This window comes from Sulfurimonas sp., from assembly GCF_023229025.1.
In the GTDB taxonomy this organism is placed as follows: domain Bacteria; phylum Campylobacterota; class Campylobacteria; order Campylobacterales; family Sulfurimonadaceae; genus Sulfurimonas.
Genome location: NZ_JALOAA010000003.1, coordinates 28,954 through 43,931, shown reverse-complemented (window position 1 = coordinate 43,931; position 14,978 = coordinate 28,954). Strand labels below are relative to the sequence as shown.

The 14,978-nt window shown below is 36.8% G+C and carries 17 protein-coding genes; 2 read left to right on the top strand and 15 right to left on the bottom strand.

Features of this window, described 5'->3' with window-relative positions:
• From M0Q20_RS01490 to M0Q20_RS01470, 5 genes are read right to left on the bottom strand one after another with little or no spacing between them, the layout of a single operon-like run.
• Complete coding sequence (locus M0Q20_RS01490) at positions 1–204, bottom strand: hypothetical protein (RefSeq protein WP_295058093.1); 204 nt, start codon at positions 202–204, stop codon at positions 1–3.
• A 16-nt stretch (positions 205–220) separates the two neighbouring features.
• Complete coding sequence (gene lpxD / locus M0Q20_RS01485) at positions 221–1,171, bottom strand: UDP-3-O-(3-hydroxymyristoyl)glucosamine N-acyltransferase (RefSeq protein WP_295058090.1); 951 nt, start codon at positions 1,169–1,171, stop codon at positions 221–223.
• A gap of 9 nt (positions 1,172–1,180) precedes the next feature.
• Positions 1,181–2,131: a UDP-3-O-(3-hydroxymyristoyl)glucosamine N-acyltransferase gene (gene lpxD, locus M0Q20_RS01480; RefSeq protein WP_295058087.1), complete on the bottom strand. Its 951-nt coding sequence runs from the start codon at positions 2,129–2,131 to the stop codon at positions 1,181–1,183.
• Positions 2,132–2,136: 5 nt separating this feature from the next.
• Positions 2,137–2,610 (bottom strand): acetolactate synthase small subunit, encoded by a 474-nt coding sequence (ilvN, locus tag M0Q20_RS01475; protein ID WP_295058084.1) that lies wholly within the window; start codon positions 2,608–2,610, stop codon positions 2,137–2,139.
• A complete protein-coding gene (locus tag M0Q20_RS01470; RefSeq protein ID WP_295058081.1) occupies positions 2,610–4,307 on the bottom strand; it encodes an acetolactate synthase large subunit in 1,698 nt (565 codons plus the stop codon). Before M0Q20_RS01470 ends, ilvN begins: the two co-directional genes overlap by 1 nt.
• 237 nt (positions 4,308–4,544) lie before the next feature.
• Here M0Q20_RS01470 and M0Q20_RS01465 point away from each other — a divergent pair, with 237 nt between their 5' ends.
• The gene (locus tag M0Q20_RS01465) at positions 4,545–5,792 is read left to right on the top strand and encodes a hypothetical protein (RefSeq protein WP_295058080.1); all 1,248 of its coding nucleotides are present in this window, start codon (positions 4,545–4,547) and stop codon (positions 5,790–5,792) included.
• Between the two features lie 51 nt (positions 5,793–5,843).
• Here M0Q20_RS01465 and M0Q20_RS01460 read toward each other — a convergent pair whose 3' ends face one another.
• The 10 genes from M0Q20_RS01460 to M0Q20_RS01415 all read right to left on the bottom strand — a co-directional run bounded on the left by M0Q20_RS01460 (position 5,844) and on the right by M0Q20_RS01415 (position 14,313).
• Positions 5,844–5,978 carry a hypothetical protein gene (locus M0Q20_RS01460; RefSeq protein ID WP_295058077.1) on the bottom strand — a complete coding sequence of 45 codons (135 nt, stop codon included), beginning with the start codon at positions 5,976–5,978 and terminating at the stop codon, positions 5,844–5,846.
• 160 nt (positions 5,979–6,138) lie between these two features.
• Positions 6,139–8,262: a hypothetical protein gene (locus M0Q20_RS01455; RefSeq protein WP_295058074.1), complete on the bottom strand. Its 2,124-nt coding sequence runs from the start codon at positions 8,260–8,262 to the stop codon at positions 6,139–6,141.
• Between the two features lie 8 nt (positions 8,263–8,270).
• Complete coding sequence (gene ilvA, locus M0Q20_RS01450; RefSeq protein ID WP_295058071.1) at positions 8,271–9,473, bottom strand: threonine ammonia-lyase; 1,203 nt, start codon at positions 9,471–9,473, stop codon at positions 8,271–8,273.
• Complete coding sequence (locus M0Q20_RS01445) at positions 9,474–9,911, bottom strand: CoA-binding protein (protein ID WP_295058068.1); 438 nt, start codon at positions 9,909–9,911, stop codon at positions 9,474–9,476.
• 33 nt (positions 9,912–9,944) lie between these two features.
• Positions 9,945–10,712: a TIGR02757 family protein gene (locus tag M0Q20_RS01440; RefSeq protein ID WP_295058065.1), complete on the bottom strand. Its 768-nt coding sequence runs from the start codon at positions 10,710–10,712 to the stop codon at positions 9,945–9,947.
• Positions 10,681–11,949 (bottom strand): RNA polymerase factor sigma-54, encoded by a 1,269-nt coding sequence (locus tag M0Q20_RS01435; protein WP_295058063.1) that lies wholly within the window; start codon positions 11,947–11,949, stop codon positions 10,681–10,683. Before M0Q20_RS01435 ends, M0Q20_RS01440 begins: the two co-directional genes overlap by 32 nt.
• A 12-nt stretch (positions 11,950–11,961) precedes the next feature.
• On the bottom strand, positions 11,962–12,684 hold the full coding sequence (gene lptB, locus M0Q20_RS01430; RefSeq protein WP_295058060.1) for an LPS export ABC transporter ATP-binding protein: 723 nt from the start codon (positions 12,682–12,684) through the stop codon (positions 11,962–11,964).
• On the bottom strand, positions 12,672–13,085 hold the full coding sequence (gene tsaE, locus M0Q20_RS01425; protein WP_295058057.1) for a tRNA (adenosine(37)-N6)-threonylcarbamoyltransferase complex ATPase subunit type 1 TsaE: 414 nt from the start codon (positions 13,083–13,085) through the stop codon (positions 12,672–12,674). Before tsaE ends, lptB begins: the two co-directional genes overlap by 13 nt.
• Entirely contained in the window at positions 13,082–14,068 is a 987-nt protein-coding gene (gene trpD, locus M0Q20_RS01420) for an anthranilate phosphoribosyltransferase (protein ID WP_295058054.1), read from the bottom strand. The genes tsaE and trpD overlap by 4 nt, the downstream gene beginning before the upstream one ends.
• Positions 14,065–14,313, bottom strand: coding sequence for an RNA-binding S4 domain-containing protein (locus M0Q20_RS01415; protein WP_295058051.1), 249 nt, complete (start codon positions 14,311–14,313; stop codon positions 14,065–14,067). The genes trpD and M0Q20_RS01415 overlap by 4 nt, the downstream gene beginning before the upstream one ends.
• A gap of 142 nt (positions 14,314–14,455) precedes the next feature.
• Between M0Q20_RS01415 and M0Q20_RS01410 the strand changes: the two genes are divergently transcribed.
• Complete coding sequence (locus M0Q20_RS01410; protein ID WP_295058048.1) at positions 14,456–14,977, top strand: flagellar basal body-associated FliL family protein; 522 nt, start codon at positions 14,456–14,458, stop codon at positions 14,975–14,977.
• Position 14,978: the final 1 nt, after the last annotated feature.

The following is a 14,978-nucleotide window of genomic DNA, read 5'->3' as shown; positions in this document are numbered from 1 at the left end:
TTATTTTAACTCTTTAAGAGCCTCGATGACTTCATCTAGATTTGCAAAAGGGATATGCACCTTCCACTCAGGCTCATTTTCATTTCCTGCCAAAGATATACCAACGCTCGCTACGCTTGCACTATTTGCACCATATGGCTCATCAATCTTAGTTACAGATATGATACCTTTTTTTGTTCCGCTTAATTTTATTATTTTTGACATAAATAATCCTTTATTACTATTTTATAAGTCTAGCAATTTTACCCTGAAGTTTCAACCATACTCTATGCTCCATCAGCGGAAACCCCGCAAATGTTAAGCCGCTTTGGCTAATACTCTTTGTAACTCCGCTTCTTGCCGCCATAGTCGTAAAAGGCGCAATTGACAAGTGCCCTGCAGTAGCGCTCTGTCCACCCATAACAACACTTCTTCCCATTGTAGTTGAGCCTGAAATACCGGACTGCGCAACCAAAACTGAGTATTCGCCTATAATGCAGTTGTGTCCCACCTGAACAAGATTGTCGATTCTAACACCGTTCTTTATAAGAGTTGTTCCAAAAACTGCTCTATCTATTGTAGTTGAACTTCCAATTTCAACATCATCTTCTATAACAACATTTCCGTTTTGATATATCTTTTTATGCTCACCCATCTTGTTTGTCGCAAAACCGAACCCATCACTTCCTATAGTAGAGTTTGCGTGGATTATACAGTCATTTCCGACCTTGCAGTCTCTATATATGCTCACACTCGGATAGACTATGGTGTTATCGCCAATTTGAGCATTTGCACCTATATAAACATGCGCCATGATAGTGCAGTTCTCTCCAATTACAGCGCCTTTTGCAATCTCGGCTTTTGACGAGACAACACTCCCTTTGCCAATTTTTGGCTCCGCTAAAGTTTCATCCTCAATGGGAGGTGCAAAATATTTTGAGAGTGTAGCCATCTCCCAATAGGGATTTTCAACAACCATGGCAATAGAGCCTTTGGGTACAAACTCTTTAGTTGCTTTATCTACTATAATCGCACCGGCATTTGAGTTTTGTATCTCTTTTATATACTTTGAGTTTGCAACAAAAGATATCTCACTTTTAGTTGCATCCTTTAGAGTATTCATCTTTGTTATATTAAAACTCTCACCGCTATAATCACACTTTAAAATTTTTGCAATCTCTTTTAAATCCATACCTAACTCCTATTGATCTAGCTTTGCAATCCTAATCTGTAACCTTTTCCAATCCCTATGATTCATAAGCGGAAATCCGCTGTAAACTCCGCCGCTATCCGTAATACTCTTTGTAACTCCGCTTCTTGCAGTAAAAGTAGAAAACGGCGCAATACTTAGATGATCACTAAAAGCACTCTGACCGCTAACAACACAGTTGTGTCCAAGTTTTGTAGAGCCGCCTACTCCGGTTTGCGCAACAAATATTGAATTTTCCCCAATATCACAATTGTGCGCTATATGGATAAAGTTGTCTAGTTTCGTACCTCTTCTAATTATAGTAGAGTTAAAGATAGCTCTGTCGATTGCACAATTAGCACCAATCTCTACATCATCTTCTATTATAACATTTCCATTTTGATATATCTTTATATGCTTGCCCTCTTTCGTATGCGAAAACCCAAATCCATCAGCCCCTATTACGCTTCCTGCATGTATAATACAGCCGCTTCCTATCATGGTGTCCCTGTAGATAGTTACATTTGGATATATAAGCGTATTGTCTTTAATAACGACATTTGTACCTATATATGCACCTGCCATAATAGTCACATTTGAGCCTATAACCACACCGCTTTCAATTTTTGCCATAGCATCTATGTAGCACTCTTTGCCAATTACTGCCTCTGGGAGATTTGACTCAATGGGACTTTTATGAAATAGTTTTGTAGCCTCTGCCATGGAGATAGATACATCTTCGCTAACAATATATGAAGAGTCCTCAGGGAGATGCTCAATTAACGAGCTAGTAATTAAAAAAGCTTTTGCTTTGGAGGATTTCAACTCGCAAGAGTATTTTTTATGCAGAGCAAATGCAAGTTGTGATGGCAAGGAGAGGGAGAGCTCATTCATAGAGTCTATCTCCAAATCCTTACCTACAAAATCGAGTTTTAAATGCGCGGCAACATTACTAAAGAGCACTTAATCTATCTCTCTAGTGCTACGGCACCGCTTCTTACTATCTCTTTTGGATTATATTTATTAATTATTTTTAGAAAATTATCAACTCTCTTTGGCTCATCTGCAACCATAACTATAATAACATTCTCTGCTACATTAACAATCTTTCCGTTATATGCAGCGCAAAGAGTCGCTATATCCGTAATATCTTCAGATGCAGGAAATTTTATGAGTGCCATCTCTTTTTCAACCAAATCAGCATGTTCATAGACTCTCAAGACAGGTATTAGCTTATGAAGCTGTTTTGTAATCTGCTCTATAACTCTGATTGAGCCTGACGTAACTATAGTAAGTCTAGAGTATTTGCTATCTGGAATCGGAGCAACAGTTAGTGACGTGATGTTGTATCCGCGACCGGAAAAAAGATCAGTAATACGAGAGAGCACGCTCGCCTCATTTACCACAATAACAGAAATAACTCTTCTTTCACTCTTCTCCATTATTTCTTCTCCTTCTTCTCTAATAGCATCATATTAAAAAGTGAACCGCCAGATGGTACCATCGGCATAACGTTCTCAAGTCTCTCAACTACAACATCTATAAAAGCAACTATATTTTTCTCTAGCGCATCTTTGAGTGCTGCATCAAACTCATCTTTAGTCTCAACTCTATACCCTATTCCGCCAAAAGCCTCTGCAAGCTTTACAAAATCGGGCTGTACGCTTAAATCTGTCTCACTGTGTCTTTTTTCATAAAATAGAGATTGCCATTGACGAACCATCCCAAGATAATTATTGTTTAAAATAATATTAATAACCGGGAGTTTCTTCTCAACTGCCGTCATAAGCTCTTGGCAGTTCATGAGAATTGAGCCGTCTCCCGTAAAGTTTATGCTTACCTTATCCGGTGCTGCTGCTTTTACACCTATCGCTGCTGGAAAACCAAAGCCCATAGTACCTAGCCCACCGGAGCTTATAAACTGTCTTGGACGGCTAAATGGATAGAATTGAGCAGCCCACATCTGATGTTGTCCGACATCCGTAGATATGTTTGCATCATCTCCTAAAAGCTTACCGACTCTCTCTATAACCCATTGAGGTTTTATTCTTTTAGTGTCCTCATGATATGTCAGAGGGTGAAGCGTATCAAAATTGTTTATAGTTTTTCTCCATGATGCATATTTAACAGGGTTAATATTTGATGAGAGCTTTAACATCTCTTGGACAACATTCTTAACATCCCCGACTATCGGATAGTCTGCATTTACAAGCTTAGAGATGCTTGCAGGGTCTATATCAACATGTATGACTTTTGCATTTTTAGCAAACTCAGATATCTTTCCTGTTACACGATCATCAAATCTAGCACCCAAACCTATAACTAAGTCTGTCTCACTCATAGCCATATTAGCGGCATAACTCCCATGCATGCCAAGCATAGATATCAAATACTCATCATCATGACTAAGTGTTCCTCTTGCCATAAAGGTCTCAACAGCAGGAATTCCTGTTGCATGAACTAGCTCTCTTACATCATAAGCGGCATTTGAATTTATAATACCGCCACCCAAATAAAAGAGTGGTCTTTTTGCTTTTGAGATAGCCTCCATCGCTTTTTTAATCTGGCGCGGGTTACCTTTTGTATGCGGCTTATAGGTCTCTAAACCGAGTTCAATCGAGTAGTCAAAGTTTGCTATTTGAGCAGTTACATCTTTTGGAATATCAACATGAACAGGACCCGGTCTGCCGCTTGAAGCTATATAAAAAGCCTCTTTAAGTATGCGTGGAAGTTCTGCTGCATCAGTAACTAAATAGTTATGTTTTGTACAAGAACGGCTAATTCCAACCGCATCAATCTCTTGAAAAGCGTCCGTACCTATTAAGCTCATAGGAACCTGCCCGCTTATAACTACTAACGGAATAGAGTCCATATAGGCATCTGCTAATCCTGTTACGGCATTTGTAAAACCAGGACCGCTTGTAATCATTGCAACTCCGACTTTTCCGCTAACTTTTGCGTAACCCTCTGCTGCATGAACGGCTGCTTGCTCATGTCTAGTCAATATATGTTTAAATTTATCTTGCTTATAAATCTCATCGTAGACATTCATAATTGCTCCGCCGGGGTAGCCAAAAACTGTCTCTACTCCCTCTGCAATTAAGGCTTCAATAACCATCTGAGCGCCACTTATCTGCATGAAAAGTCTCCTATATTAAAAAATTCGCCAATTATATATAAAGTGAGCTATATTCGAGTTTAAATCTGTAATATAAAAAAATTAGACAGTTTATCTATCTTTAAAAAGCCAGGAGAAATATCAATAAAGCAAACCTAATAAAAAGCAAAGACAAAGGCATTATAAAGAGTTTATAAGATAAATCTTAAAATTATGCTATTATACTTTAATAGACTCTAGCGTAAAAAAGGATACATCATGAGAATATCAAAAACAATAGTTCCGTTTTTAGCTTTGCTTCTAGCAACCTCACAATATGCGATTGAGAATGTAAAATTAAAAGGGGAAGTTAAATATTGGTATCAGACTACAGCTAAAGAAAATACCCCAAATAATGATTTGTTTCAGCAAAACAGCAGTGTCGGTACTGCTGCTATGGAACTAGGGGTAAGTGCAGATTTATATGATGGTTTAAAGGGTAAGGCTAGTGTTATGGCACTTGATACTCTTGGACTAGAGAAGAGTTTTGTAAAAGATATCTCAACGGCAGGTGCAGGTTGGGAGAGTGATAATGGCTACTATAGAACTCAGATCTGGATTAGTGAAGTCAATCTTGACTACACAATCTCAAATACATCTATTGTTCTAGGTCGTCAAGCACTCAACACTCCACTACTCTTTACAGAGAGATGGAATGCATCTTACAATACTTTTGATGCAGCCTTATTAATAAATAGCGACATTCCATACACAACTCTTGTAGCAGCCTATGTACATCAACATAACGGTGGTTCAAGTGCCGGAAACGCAACTAATACTAATTTTCCAAGTACTACAATGCATAACGGAGAATTTTACGGTTTTGGCAGCTCTTATGACGGTACTACGGTAACAGATGGCAAAAAAGGAGCTTATGCATTTGGTGCATTAATTAAACCTATAGATGAGCTTGGGGTTAATCTATGGTACTACAATGTAAACTCAAATCTAACAGCTTACTGGGCAGACGTAGAGTATAAGATGTCAGGTCTTTTTATGGGTATACAAAACAGCGGCATAGACGTTGCAACTGCGGGTGTTGACGATTCGATGATTACAGCGGCAAAACTAGGCTATACAGTTGAGAAGTTCAGCACAGACGTCTCTTTTTCAACAACTGCAACAGGTAACACAGGAACCGTAGCAATTGCCAATGTTGCAACCGGTGATAAATCAAAAGTATATACACAATCTGTTTTTCAAGATGGTGCGTTTGTAGGTGCTAGAGATACAGATACTATAAGAGTTGCGGCGAGCTACCAGTTTGACCTATTAAAACTTGCTGCTTCTCTGCAAAACGCAGATCAGTCTTCACAAGAAGGAACTGAGTTTGACCTAATTGCAAGTGCAAAAATCGGTCAATATGTAAACTTAACAGGAATCTATATTCATCAAGATATGGATGTTAAGACAGGAGCAGACTACAAAAACGACGCTGTTCGTTTAATTGCTTCATTGAAGTTTTAAATATATATACTACTCCCTAAAGGGAGTAGTAGGTAACTAAATAGGCACCTTTTAGAACAAGATACCTTTATCCGGATGATTTCCTTCACCCATGATTATAGCTTTATCATCGCTAGAAGTTTGAGTTGCACTCAAAGCTGTTGCTACACCTAGCATCAAAAGCATAATTGATATAACTTTTTTCACTATAAAGCTCCTTTTAGAAAATTTATTTATATTTTCACTCTTTATTTAATAAGAATAAAAATATAAATGTTACTAAATAATAACAAAATAGCATTAATATAGTAGTTGATTCTTTTATAAATATAAAAAGTAATATATATCTGTTCAAATAGTAACAGTATTATAAGATATTATTAACTATCATTGATGGTCGCCAGCTCTCAATCGAGCCTTGTTTTTGAGATTTTATATTTAATTTACTATTTAAAAACTTCACTTTAAATGCTTCAAAATAGTTCTCAATCTGCTCTGTTAGCCCAAAATAAAGTATATAGTTCTTTATCCCTATCTCGATATTTCTTTGTTCTATATTCTCTTTAAGAGCTTCATGTAGCTGTTTAATATATATTTTTGAAAATATATTTGCAATCTCAACATTTTTAGATTTTACATTCATATAGTTTGCTAAAACTTTTTTTGCTGAATTAACATCCAAATTCTCTGCATACTTATCTGCTTTTTGAAGATTACTCTCCCATAATGATTGAAGCTTTTTCCCCTCTTGACTCTCTTTTAAGATGCAAAACTCATCCATAATATTGTATGCAAGAGAACTGTTTTCATCTTTTACTGCACTAAAGAATCTCTGCTTAGCTTCTATCTCCGCTATTGCTTCTCTTGCCTCATTTTTAAAATCTTCAAAATCAAGCAATACACGAAAAATTTTAAGCGCTGCATTTAAGTCTTGATTGCCCATCATTAGCTCTGCTTTCATATAAAGATTATCTGAGTAGTTTATTAAGGCTTTATACTCCGGACACTCCCTTAAAGATGGGTTTTGTTTAAGAATATCAAAAGCTAATTTAAACTTTCTGCTAGCAATAGCATCTTTAAATCTTTTATGAGTATTAAGATTTAGCATAAATTCTTGAATTAACGCTGTTTTTTCACTAACTCCTCTGTATGGTGCGAGTATCTCATTGGCTTTACTGCTTAATTTTTTATCAAGCATATACTTCTTAGCAAGTTCAAAATCCTTCTTCCACTCTTCCTCCATTGACCTATAGACTCTCGTCTGCTTATATAACGGGTACAACTGCGCAAGAGCATAAGCAAGAGCAAATTTTCTAGATTTAATAAAGGCTAAAAATTTATCATACTCGGCATACTCCAAAATTAATTTTTGCATCTTCTGATTTTTAGATGCTATTACGGTGAAATCATCAAAAAGCCTAACTGCTTTCTCTTTTTCGCTATTTTGTAGAAGTAGCTTTGCTCTCTGCACTGTTTTTTCCCATAAGTTCTCAAAAATTCTATATGTTTTAGTGTATTTTAAAAGAGGGTTCTCTCTTATATAGCTTGCTAGAGGAGCGTAGTTTTTCTCTTCTACTGCTTTATCTAAACTCTCCTCTTTATAAAATATATTATAAAAAAGAAGCTCTCCTCCATCAGTGCAAATAATAAGAGAATTTTTTAACTCATCAAAGCTCAAAGAGGTTATAGCAGCGCTTAATTTTATATATTTTTTTGAAATCTGTTCATAATTAAAGAGATCGTAAACAAGAATATAACCAAGTTTTGTGCCCAAGAAAAGAAATCTACCGTTGTTGGCAACAACAACAGATGTTGCCTCATCATGTATGCCTTTTAATCTTGCTATGACTTTAGAACTATTAATATCCCAAACTATAGCACTGTTTTTCTTATCGAGGCTAAAGAGTCTATGGTTGTCTAAAAACTCTACTTTTAAAACAGGGGCCGAGTGGGCTTTTAATTTATCTTTGGGAGCCATTATGGCTAAATTATATAGAGAGATATTTTTATCATAACTTGAAGTTGCAACATATTTAGCGTCTTTACTAAAGGCTATATCTGTAACAAAATCTTTATGTGGCGGAAGAGTAAAGGAGAGCTGGGCACTTTTAATATCTACTACGTATGTCATACCGTCATCACCGCATGAGAACATATATCTATCTTTTGGATCAATTGCCACGCATGAGACTTCACCTTGATGTCTATCAACCTTGGCAATAACTCTATTTGCTTTTTTGTCATAAAGCTTTGAGCATTTATACTCTTTGTCTATCAGCGCAAAAAAATTACCTTCAGAACTAAACGAGACTAGCTTGGAGCTATGCCTCTCATGATAAATGTTGATTTTTTGCTCATCCAAAACGTCAAGAGTATCAATATCTAAGTATCTTAGAGTCATGTTAGAGTCAACTGCTAAAAGTGTTTTAGTACCTAAAATCTGAGTATATATGATTGTTTGACTAAAACTACTCTCTTTTGTCGGCTTCATTTCTCTCTCTAGTTCCTTATATAATTTTCTTCTTTTAGGACTCTATATATCGTATCTTGATGCTCTTCACTTTTTGTCTCTACATGTACCGTTACGTTTGCATCGCCGTAATCAAGTGTAATGGAGGTTCTATCATAAGCTATATGGACAATATTTGCATTAAGCTCTTGAAGTATCTGGGTAAAGCGCATTAAGGAACCCGGTTTATCAACCAAAGTGACGGTTAGCTTCATCTTTCTACCGGATTTTAATAAACCCTTCTCTATAATAACCGAGAGAAGCGTTACGTCCATATTTCCGCCACTTAAGACAATTGCCACTTTTTTATTTTTTAGGTGAGAGAGCTTATCATGCAGGAGTGCTGCTACACCTACAGCTCCGGCACCTTCGACTACAAGTTTTTGACCCTCAAGCAAGAATAGTATCGCACTTGCTATCTCCTCATCATCTACACTTATAAACCTATCTACGCTCTCAAGCATGTACTCAAGAGTTACCAAGGAGGTGTCTCTTACTGCTATTCCATCTGCAATAGTCCTTACTTCTAGACTGTCGATTGCTTTTTTATGATCAAATGAGTTTTTAAGTGCCGGCGCGCCTTTTGCACTTACCCCGATAACCTCTATTTTAGGATTTGCACTTTTGATGGCACATGCCATTCCGGATATGAGTCCACCACCCCCTACAGGAATAACAACTGCATCCAAATCTTGACACTTATCCAAAATATCTAATGCTAAAGTGCCTTGACCTGCAATAACTTCCTCATCAACAAAAGGGTGTATAAATGTCATGGAGTTTCTCTGAGCATACTCTATCGCATAAGCATACGCTTCATCATAATTTGTTCCATGCAAAATAACCTCTGCTCCATAACTCCTTACACCGTTTATCTTTGTAAGTGGTGTGGACTCCGGCATTACTATAACAGCTTTTATGCTAAATTTTGAAGCTGAGAGTGCGACTCCTTGAGCATGATTTCCGGCACTTGCTGCTATAACTCCACACACCTTTTGCTCATCGCTAAGAGTTGCTATTTTATTATATGCACCTCTTATTTTAAATGCACCGGTTACTTGAAGATTCTCTTTTTTTAGATAAACATGACACCCTGACTTTTCACTAAGATGTGGAGCGTATGAAAAAGGTGTATCAACTACTACATCTTTAATGCGCTCCCTAGCTTTATAAATCTTTTTTACATCAAACAACTATAACTCCTCATGCAAGTTTCTATGTTCTACCATCGTACACATATTTTGTGCAACAATCATACCGGCATCTTTAGCACGAGCGGCAGCTTTGTTATTAACTATCCCTTTTTGAGCCCAGAAAACCTTTATATCCCCTCTCTCTATACATATCTCTGCAACATTATCAAGCTCTTTTGCTTTTCTAAATATATCTACCATGTCGATTTCAAAAGGAACATCCAAAAGCGAACGGTAAACTTTTTCACCAAGAATTGTCTCCTCTTTCGGGTAGATTGGAACAATCTTAAAACCTTGCTTTTGAAGATATTTTGCAACACTATGGCTTGCTTTGCTCTCATCAGGAGAGAGACCTATAACAGCTATTGTTTTAGTTATATTAAAAATTTTTCTTATCTCTTTTCTATTTGAATTAATTGTCGGAAACTCACATTCCATAATCTTGTCCTTTATATCTATTAAATTTGGTAATTATATCCAAAGTTTTTCTTGCCCTATGCGGTAGAGCGCAAAATCGTACTTTAGCGGATCTTCTGCATCAAACTCTTTTAACTTGCTTGTTAGCTCAATTGCAGCTTGAAGGTCATAGCTTTTTCTACTTAAGAGTTCCATTTTTTTAGAGACATTAAAAGTGTGGGTATCAAGCGGGATTATAAGGTCGCATTTGTCAACTCCACTCCACAATCCCATGTCAATATTATCCGCTCTTACCATCCATCTGAGGTACATCATCCACCTCTTTAGTGCCCCTGCTCCCTTTGTTTTTGTAGTAATTTGGGAGATTAAGAAGTTATAACCCATGCTCTCATGCGGATATATATCCTTAAAAGTTTTTATAAGCGCGTTTATGCCATCAACTGTATTTCTGCTTCTCTCATATCCACTTTTAAAAACCTCTTCAAGAGTACTTCTCTCATTTAGACGTTTTAAAGCGATAAAGAGAGCTACTACATCCTCGGACTTTTGAAATCTATAGTAGTGGTTTTTGAGTCCCTCTCTTATCTCATCGTCACTTTTGCTAAGAAGCGAAAAATCGAGTGAGTTTAAAAACTTTACTATCTGCTTTACATTTCCATATGCAAATAGCGCGCATATAAGTGATATGGTAGGGTCTTTATACCGGTGTGCAACCATTATCGGGTCAAGCCGCTCAAGACATACTTCGCCCTCGCAATTGCGCTTGGCGACTTCTAAATCGAGCTTTTCTTTAATGGAGATGATAGAGTTTTTTTCTTTCACTTGAACCTGCTATGTTTAACTGTTTTCTGTACTTGGCAATAGTGCGTCTTACCATCTGGACTTTGAATTTATCTTGGATTAGTTCTAGTAGTTTCATATCGCTTAGGGGTTTTGCGTGGTTTTCCTGCTTTACTAAACTTACCACAAACTCTTTTATTGCCGCGTTTGAGACATCTTCATCTATGGCAGTAGTAAAAAACTCTTTCATAGCAAAAACACCTCTGTTACATGCTATATACTTGTTTGCAATGGCTCTAGATATGGTAGATGGATTGTGCCCAAACTCATCGGCTAGAGTCTTTAGAGTAAGCGGCATAATTGCGCCTCCTGTAAAAAACTCATACTGGTACTCAACTATCATTAGTCCAACTTTATAGAGCGTTGCTTTTCTCATCTCAAGCGCATCGACAAGACTTTTTGCCTCTTTGATCTTTTGAGAGATAAAGTCGTGCTCAACTCCATAGTTTGTATCTATATGAATTGTTGGATAGTAGGCATCATTTAGTTTTACCTCTATCTGCTCATCTTCATTAAAAAATATCATTAAATCAGGGACTATCTGTGAGGACTCCTCTTGATACTCTATTGCAGGAGGATTTTTAAAAGTTCCAAGTACGCGCATTACTTCGGCAAAATTTTTCTCCTTTGAGTAGGCATAAATATTTTGTAAATCCTCTATAACCTTTACTGCCAAAGAGTAAGCCTCATCGCTTACATCAGAGCTGTCTAACTGAAACAAAAAAGATTCCGAGAGATTCTTTGCCCCGATGCCAACAGGCTCTACATGTGCAAAACGAAAACGAATTTTTTCAAATTCCGTCATATCAATATTATTTTTTTGGCAAAACTCTTCGCTATTACCCTCATAATAGCCGTTCTCATCAAGGTTTGCAACAACAAAAGATGCAATTTTTTGGGAGATGGGTGTAGGGAAGAGAGGAGCTTCTAGTTGCTCATCTAAAATATCAAAAAGTGAGCGGTTTTGAATAGTCAAAGCCTCTATCTGCTCAGTTCTAGAGTTACTTATAGAGGAGTTTATTATTTTTTTTGGGATTCTCTTCTCAAACTCCTCCTCATATCCGCTAGAAACCTCTACAACAGGGTTTGACTCGACAAACGGCGACATTGCCTCGCCTAGTTCACTTAAGCTTGAGTGCAAAATCGGAAGCCAATTACGAAGTGTATTAGAGAGTTTATGCTTGTTCTCAACACTCTGTGTCTGTCTTAGTACCGCCATCTTTATAAGCCTCTAGAGCTTAAACTCTTCGCCCAAGTAGTGTCTTCGCACATCTGCATTCTGACCTATCTCATCACTTGTTCCACTTGCAAGAAGCGAACCTGATTTAATAACATAAGCTCTATCGCAAACATCTAAAGTCTCTCTTACGTTATGGTCCGTAATAAGCACCCCTATTCCATAAGATGCAAGTTGCTTAATTACCGTCTGTATATCCATAACAGCTATGGGGTCAACACCTGCAAAAGGCTCATCAAGAAGAAGAAACTTAGGCTCATTTACCAAGGCACGAGCTATCTCGACACGTCGTCTCTCTCCTCCACTTAAACTTATACCTTTTCGATAACGAATCGGTTCAATGTTAAACATATCAAGAAGCTCAAGTATCCGCTTCTCTTGAGCCTCTTTATCTTTTATCTTTACCTCTGCGGCAATTAAAAGATTATCTTCAACACTTAAATCTTTAAATATAGAAGCCTCTTGCGGAAGATAACCTATTCCCTTAAGTGCTCTTTCATGAAGGGGCATTCCAGAGAGATTCTCATCATCAAAAAAAACCTCACCGCCGCTTGACTCAACAAGTCCGCAAATCATATAAAATGTAGTTGTCTTGCCTGCTCCGTTTGGTCCTAGCAGCCCTACAATTTCACCACTTTTAACCTCAAGGCTGATCCCTTTTACTATCTCTAAATCTTTTATTTTTTTCTTAAGTTCTACTACTTTTAATGTATGCATAGTGTGTACTCTCTTTTGTCATCAGAAATTTTTTTTATATCTAGTGTCATATTTTTTATCTCCGCCGAGTTTAAAATCTCAACTAATTTATCATCGCCCCACTCAACAAAATGAAGTCCTTCTCTCTCAAGCTCTTCTAGCATCCCCAAAGAGATAAAATGATCTACTCCATGGTTGTACATATCATAGTGAAAAATCTTATTACCATAGCAGTGCTGAAGAGAAAAAGTCGGTGACGTTACTTCCTCATCTATCTGCAGATACTTAACTACTCTCTTTACAAAAGTCGTTTTTCCAGCCGCCAAATCTCCACGTAAAATAACTACGCCGCTACTGAAATTTGAAATAAGACCCATAACAACTATATCAAGTTCTTTTAAAGAAAGTAGATATTTTCTCATAATTTATTTGATATTTCAATAATTTGTTTGAGTTTTTCTTTGGCTTTTGATGACTCTATTGCTTCTCTTGCCATCTCCAAACCATCTTGAATATCACGAGCCAAGCCATCAACAACAAGAGCCGAAGCCGAATTTATCAATACTATATCTCTTTGCGCATCTGTTGCTTTTGAGTTTAAGATATTATGCAAAATATATGCATTATCTTTTGAATCTCCACCGACTATTGCCTCTATGGGAGCTCTTTTTATGCCATACTCCTGCGGGTCGATTATGAACTCTTTGACTACACCGTTTTTGAAACTGCATGCATAAGTAATATCACTTATACTTATCTCATCCATTCCTTCTGCCGAGCTTACTACCATACTTGAAGTTGCACTGTTTATACGCAGAGCTTCAACTATTTTTACAACAAAAGATTTGTCAAAAACACCAAGAAGAGACTTTTTTGCCCCTGCCGGATTTGTAAGAGGTCCTAAAATATTAAAAATTGTCTTATCCGGTATCTTTTTTCTTATGGGCATAATAAACTTCATAGCAGGATGATGATTCCCGGCAAACATAAAAGTAAAACCACTCTCCTCAAGAAGTTTGGCACTCTGGTTTATATCCAAGTCAAGCCTTACCCCAAGCTTCTCAAACATATCTGCGCTTCCGGACTTTGAAGTTACCGAGCGACTTCCATGTTTTGCCACGATGCTTCCACATGAGGCAGCTATAATTGAGACTGTTGAAGAGATATTAAAACTCCCTATCTTATCTCCACCTGTTCCTACAATATCTATTACTTTTGAGCGTAAACTCTCATCTATCGGAAGCTCAAGAGCAAAAGAGCGCATAACTTCTGCAGCAGCAGCAATTGTTTTAGCATCCATATTTTCATCAAGCTTTACCCCTAAGAGAAACTCTCTCATCTGCTCATCACTCATCTCATGCTTAAAAAGCAGAGTAAATAGTTTTACTGCCTCCTCATAACTCATACTATCTCCTTAACATACTCATCTTGCAAACTTTTTGGCGTTGACTTTGTTTGAGGAATAAGTAGTACTTTATACTTTTTGACAGAGTTAAGATAGTTTATCGTTATAATATCTCCTATCGCAACAGTTTTACTAGCTTTTGCCACCTTATCGTTTATCAATACTACACCATTCTCTATCATGTCTTGTGATACAGAGCGTCTTTTTGTAATATTTACCGAATTTAAAAATTTGTCTATTCTCATAAAAACACCGTCTATATATTTTTTTTATATTGTAGAGAAATAAAACTGAAATAGATGTAAGAGTTGGAACATTTTTTGCATTACTCTCCTCTTATCTACAATAAAGTTGCAAATCTACTTTTTTCTTCTGTATAATGTGCTCATGCAAATAGATAAAATAAAAATAATAAAAAAAGCTATTATGCTTATCTCCGCTATTATCATAATACTTCTTCTAGTCTTAGGAGTATTGAGTTCAGATTTTACTAAACTCAAAAAATATGATATTGCAGGAAAGTCACCAAGAGAGACTATCTTGAGTCAACTGATGCCTTCAAGCATAAATAACGGTATGAAAGTTTCTGTTACGGGAGAAGGCAGCGCAAATTTAGGCGACTTTGTTTTTAATATCTCGGAGAATAAAAAACTTATTGCAAATATATCCATAAAATATAAACCGACTAAAAAAAAGAACTCTTGGTTTAGTAGCAGTAATGAGATGCAAAGAGAGATACTAGAAAAAGGGGTTATCCTAAGAGATGCTACCATAGACACCATGCTTGGATACACAAAAGCAAGCGCAAATAACGACACAATGAGAAGAAAATTAAAAGAGACTCTAAATAAAAACCTAATCAACTCTGAGGTTGAAGAGGTCTATTTTAATGAGTTTATAATTCAGTAGA

Excerpts from the sequence above, each read along its gene's own strand:
- M0Q20_RS01410 (WP_295058048.1), top strand. The coding sequence starts at position 14,456 with ATGCAAATAGATAAAATAAAAATAATAAAAAAAGCTATTATGCTTATC.
- M0Q20_RS01470 (WP_295058081.1), bottom strand. The coding sequence starts at position 4,307 with ATGCAGATAAGTGGCGCTCAGATGGTTATTGAAGCCTTAATTGCAGAG.
- trpD (WP_295058054.1), bottom strand. The coding sequence starts at position 14,068 with ATGAGTTATGAGGAGGCAGTAAAACTATTTACTCTGCTTTTTAAGCAT.
- tsaE (WP_295058057.1), bottom strand. The coding sequence starts at position 13,085 with ATGAGAAAATATCTACTTTCTTTAAAAGAACTTGATATAGTTGTTATG.
- M0Q20_RS01455 (WP_295058074.1), bottom strand. The coding sequence starts at position 8,262 with ATGAAGCCGACAAAAGAGAGTAGTTTTAGTCAAACAATCATATATACT.
- M0Q20_RS01415 (WP_295058051.1), bottom strand. The coding sequence starts at position 14,313 with ATGAGAATAGACAAATTTTTAAATTCGGTAAATATTACAAAAAGACGC.
- ilvN (WP_295058084.1), bottom strand. The coding sequence starts at position 2,610 with ATGGAGAAGAGTGAAAGAAGAGTTATTTCTGTTATTGTGGTAAATGAG.
- M0Q20_RS01445 (WP_295058068.1), bottom strand. The coding sequence starts at position 9,911 with ATGGAATGTGAGTTTCCGACAATTAATTCAAATAGAAAAGAGATAAGA.
- M0Q20_RS01490 (WP_295058093.1), bottom strand. The coding sequence starts at position 204 with ATGTCAAAAATAATAAAATTAAGCGGAACAAAAAAAGGTATCATATCT.
- lpxD (WP_295058090.1), bottom strand. The coding sequence starts at position 1,171 with ATGGATTTAAAAGAGATTGCAAAAATTTTAAAGTGTGATTATAGCGGT.
- M0Q20_RS01465 (WP_295058080.1), top strand. The coding sequence starts at position 4,545 with ATGAGAATATCAAAAACAATAGTTCCGTTTTTAGCTTTGCTTCTAGCA.
- M0Q20_RS01435 (WP_295058063.1), bottom strand. The coding sequence starts at position 11,949 with ATGGCGGTACTAAGACAGACACAGAGTGTTGAGAACAAGCATAAACTC.
- lptB (WP_295058060.1), bottom strand. The coding sequence starts at position 12,684 with ATGCATACATTAAAAGTAGTAGAACTTAAGAAAAAAATAAAAGATTTA.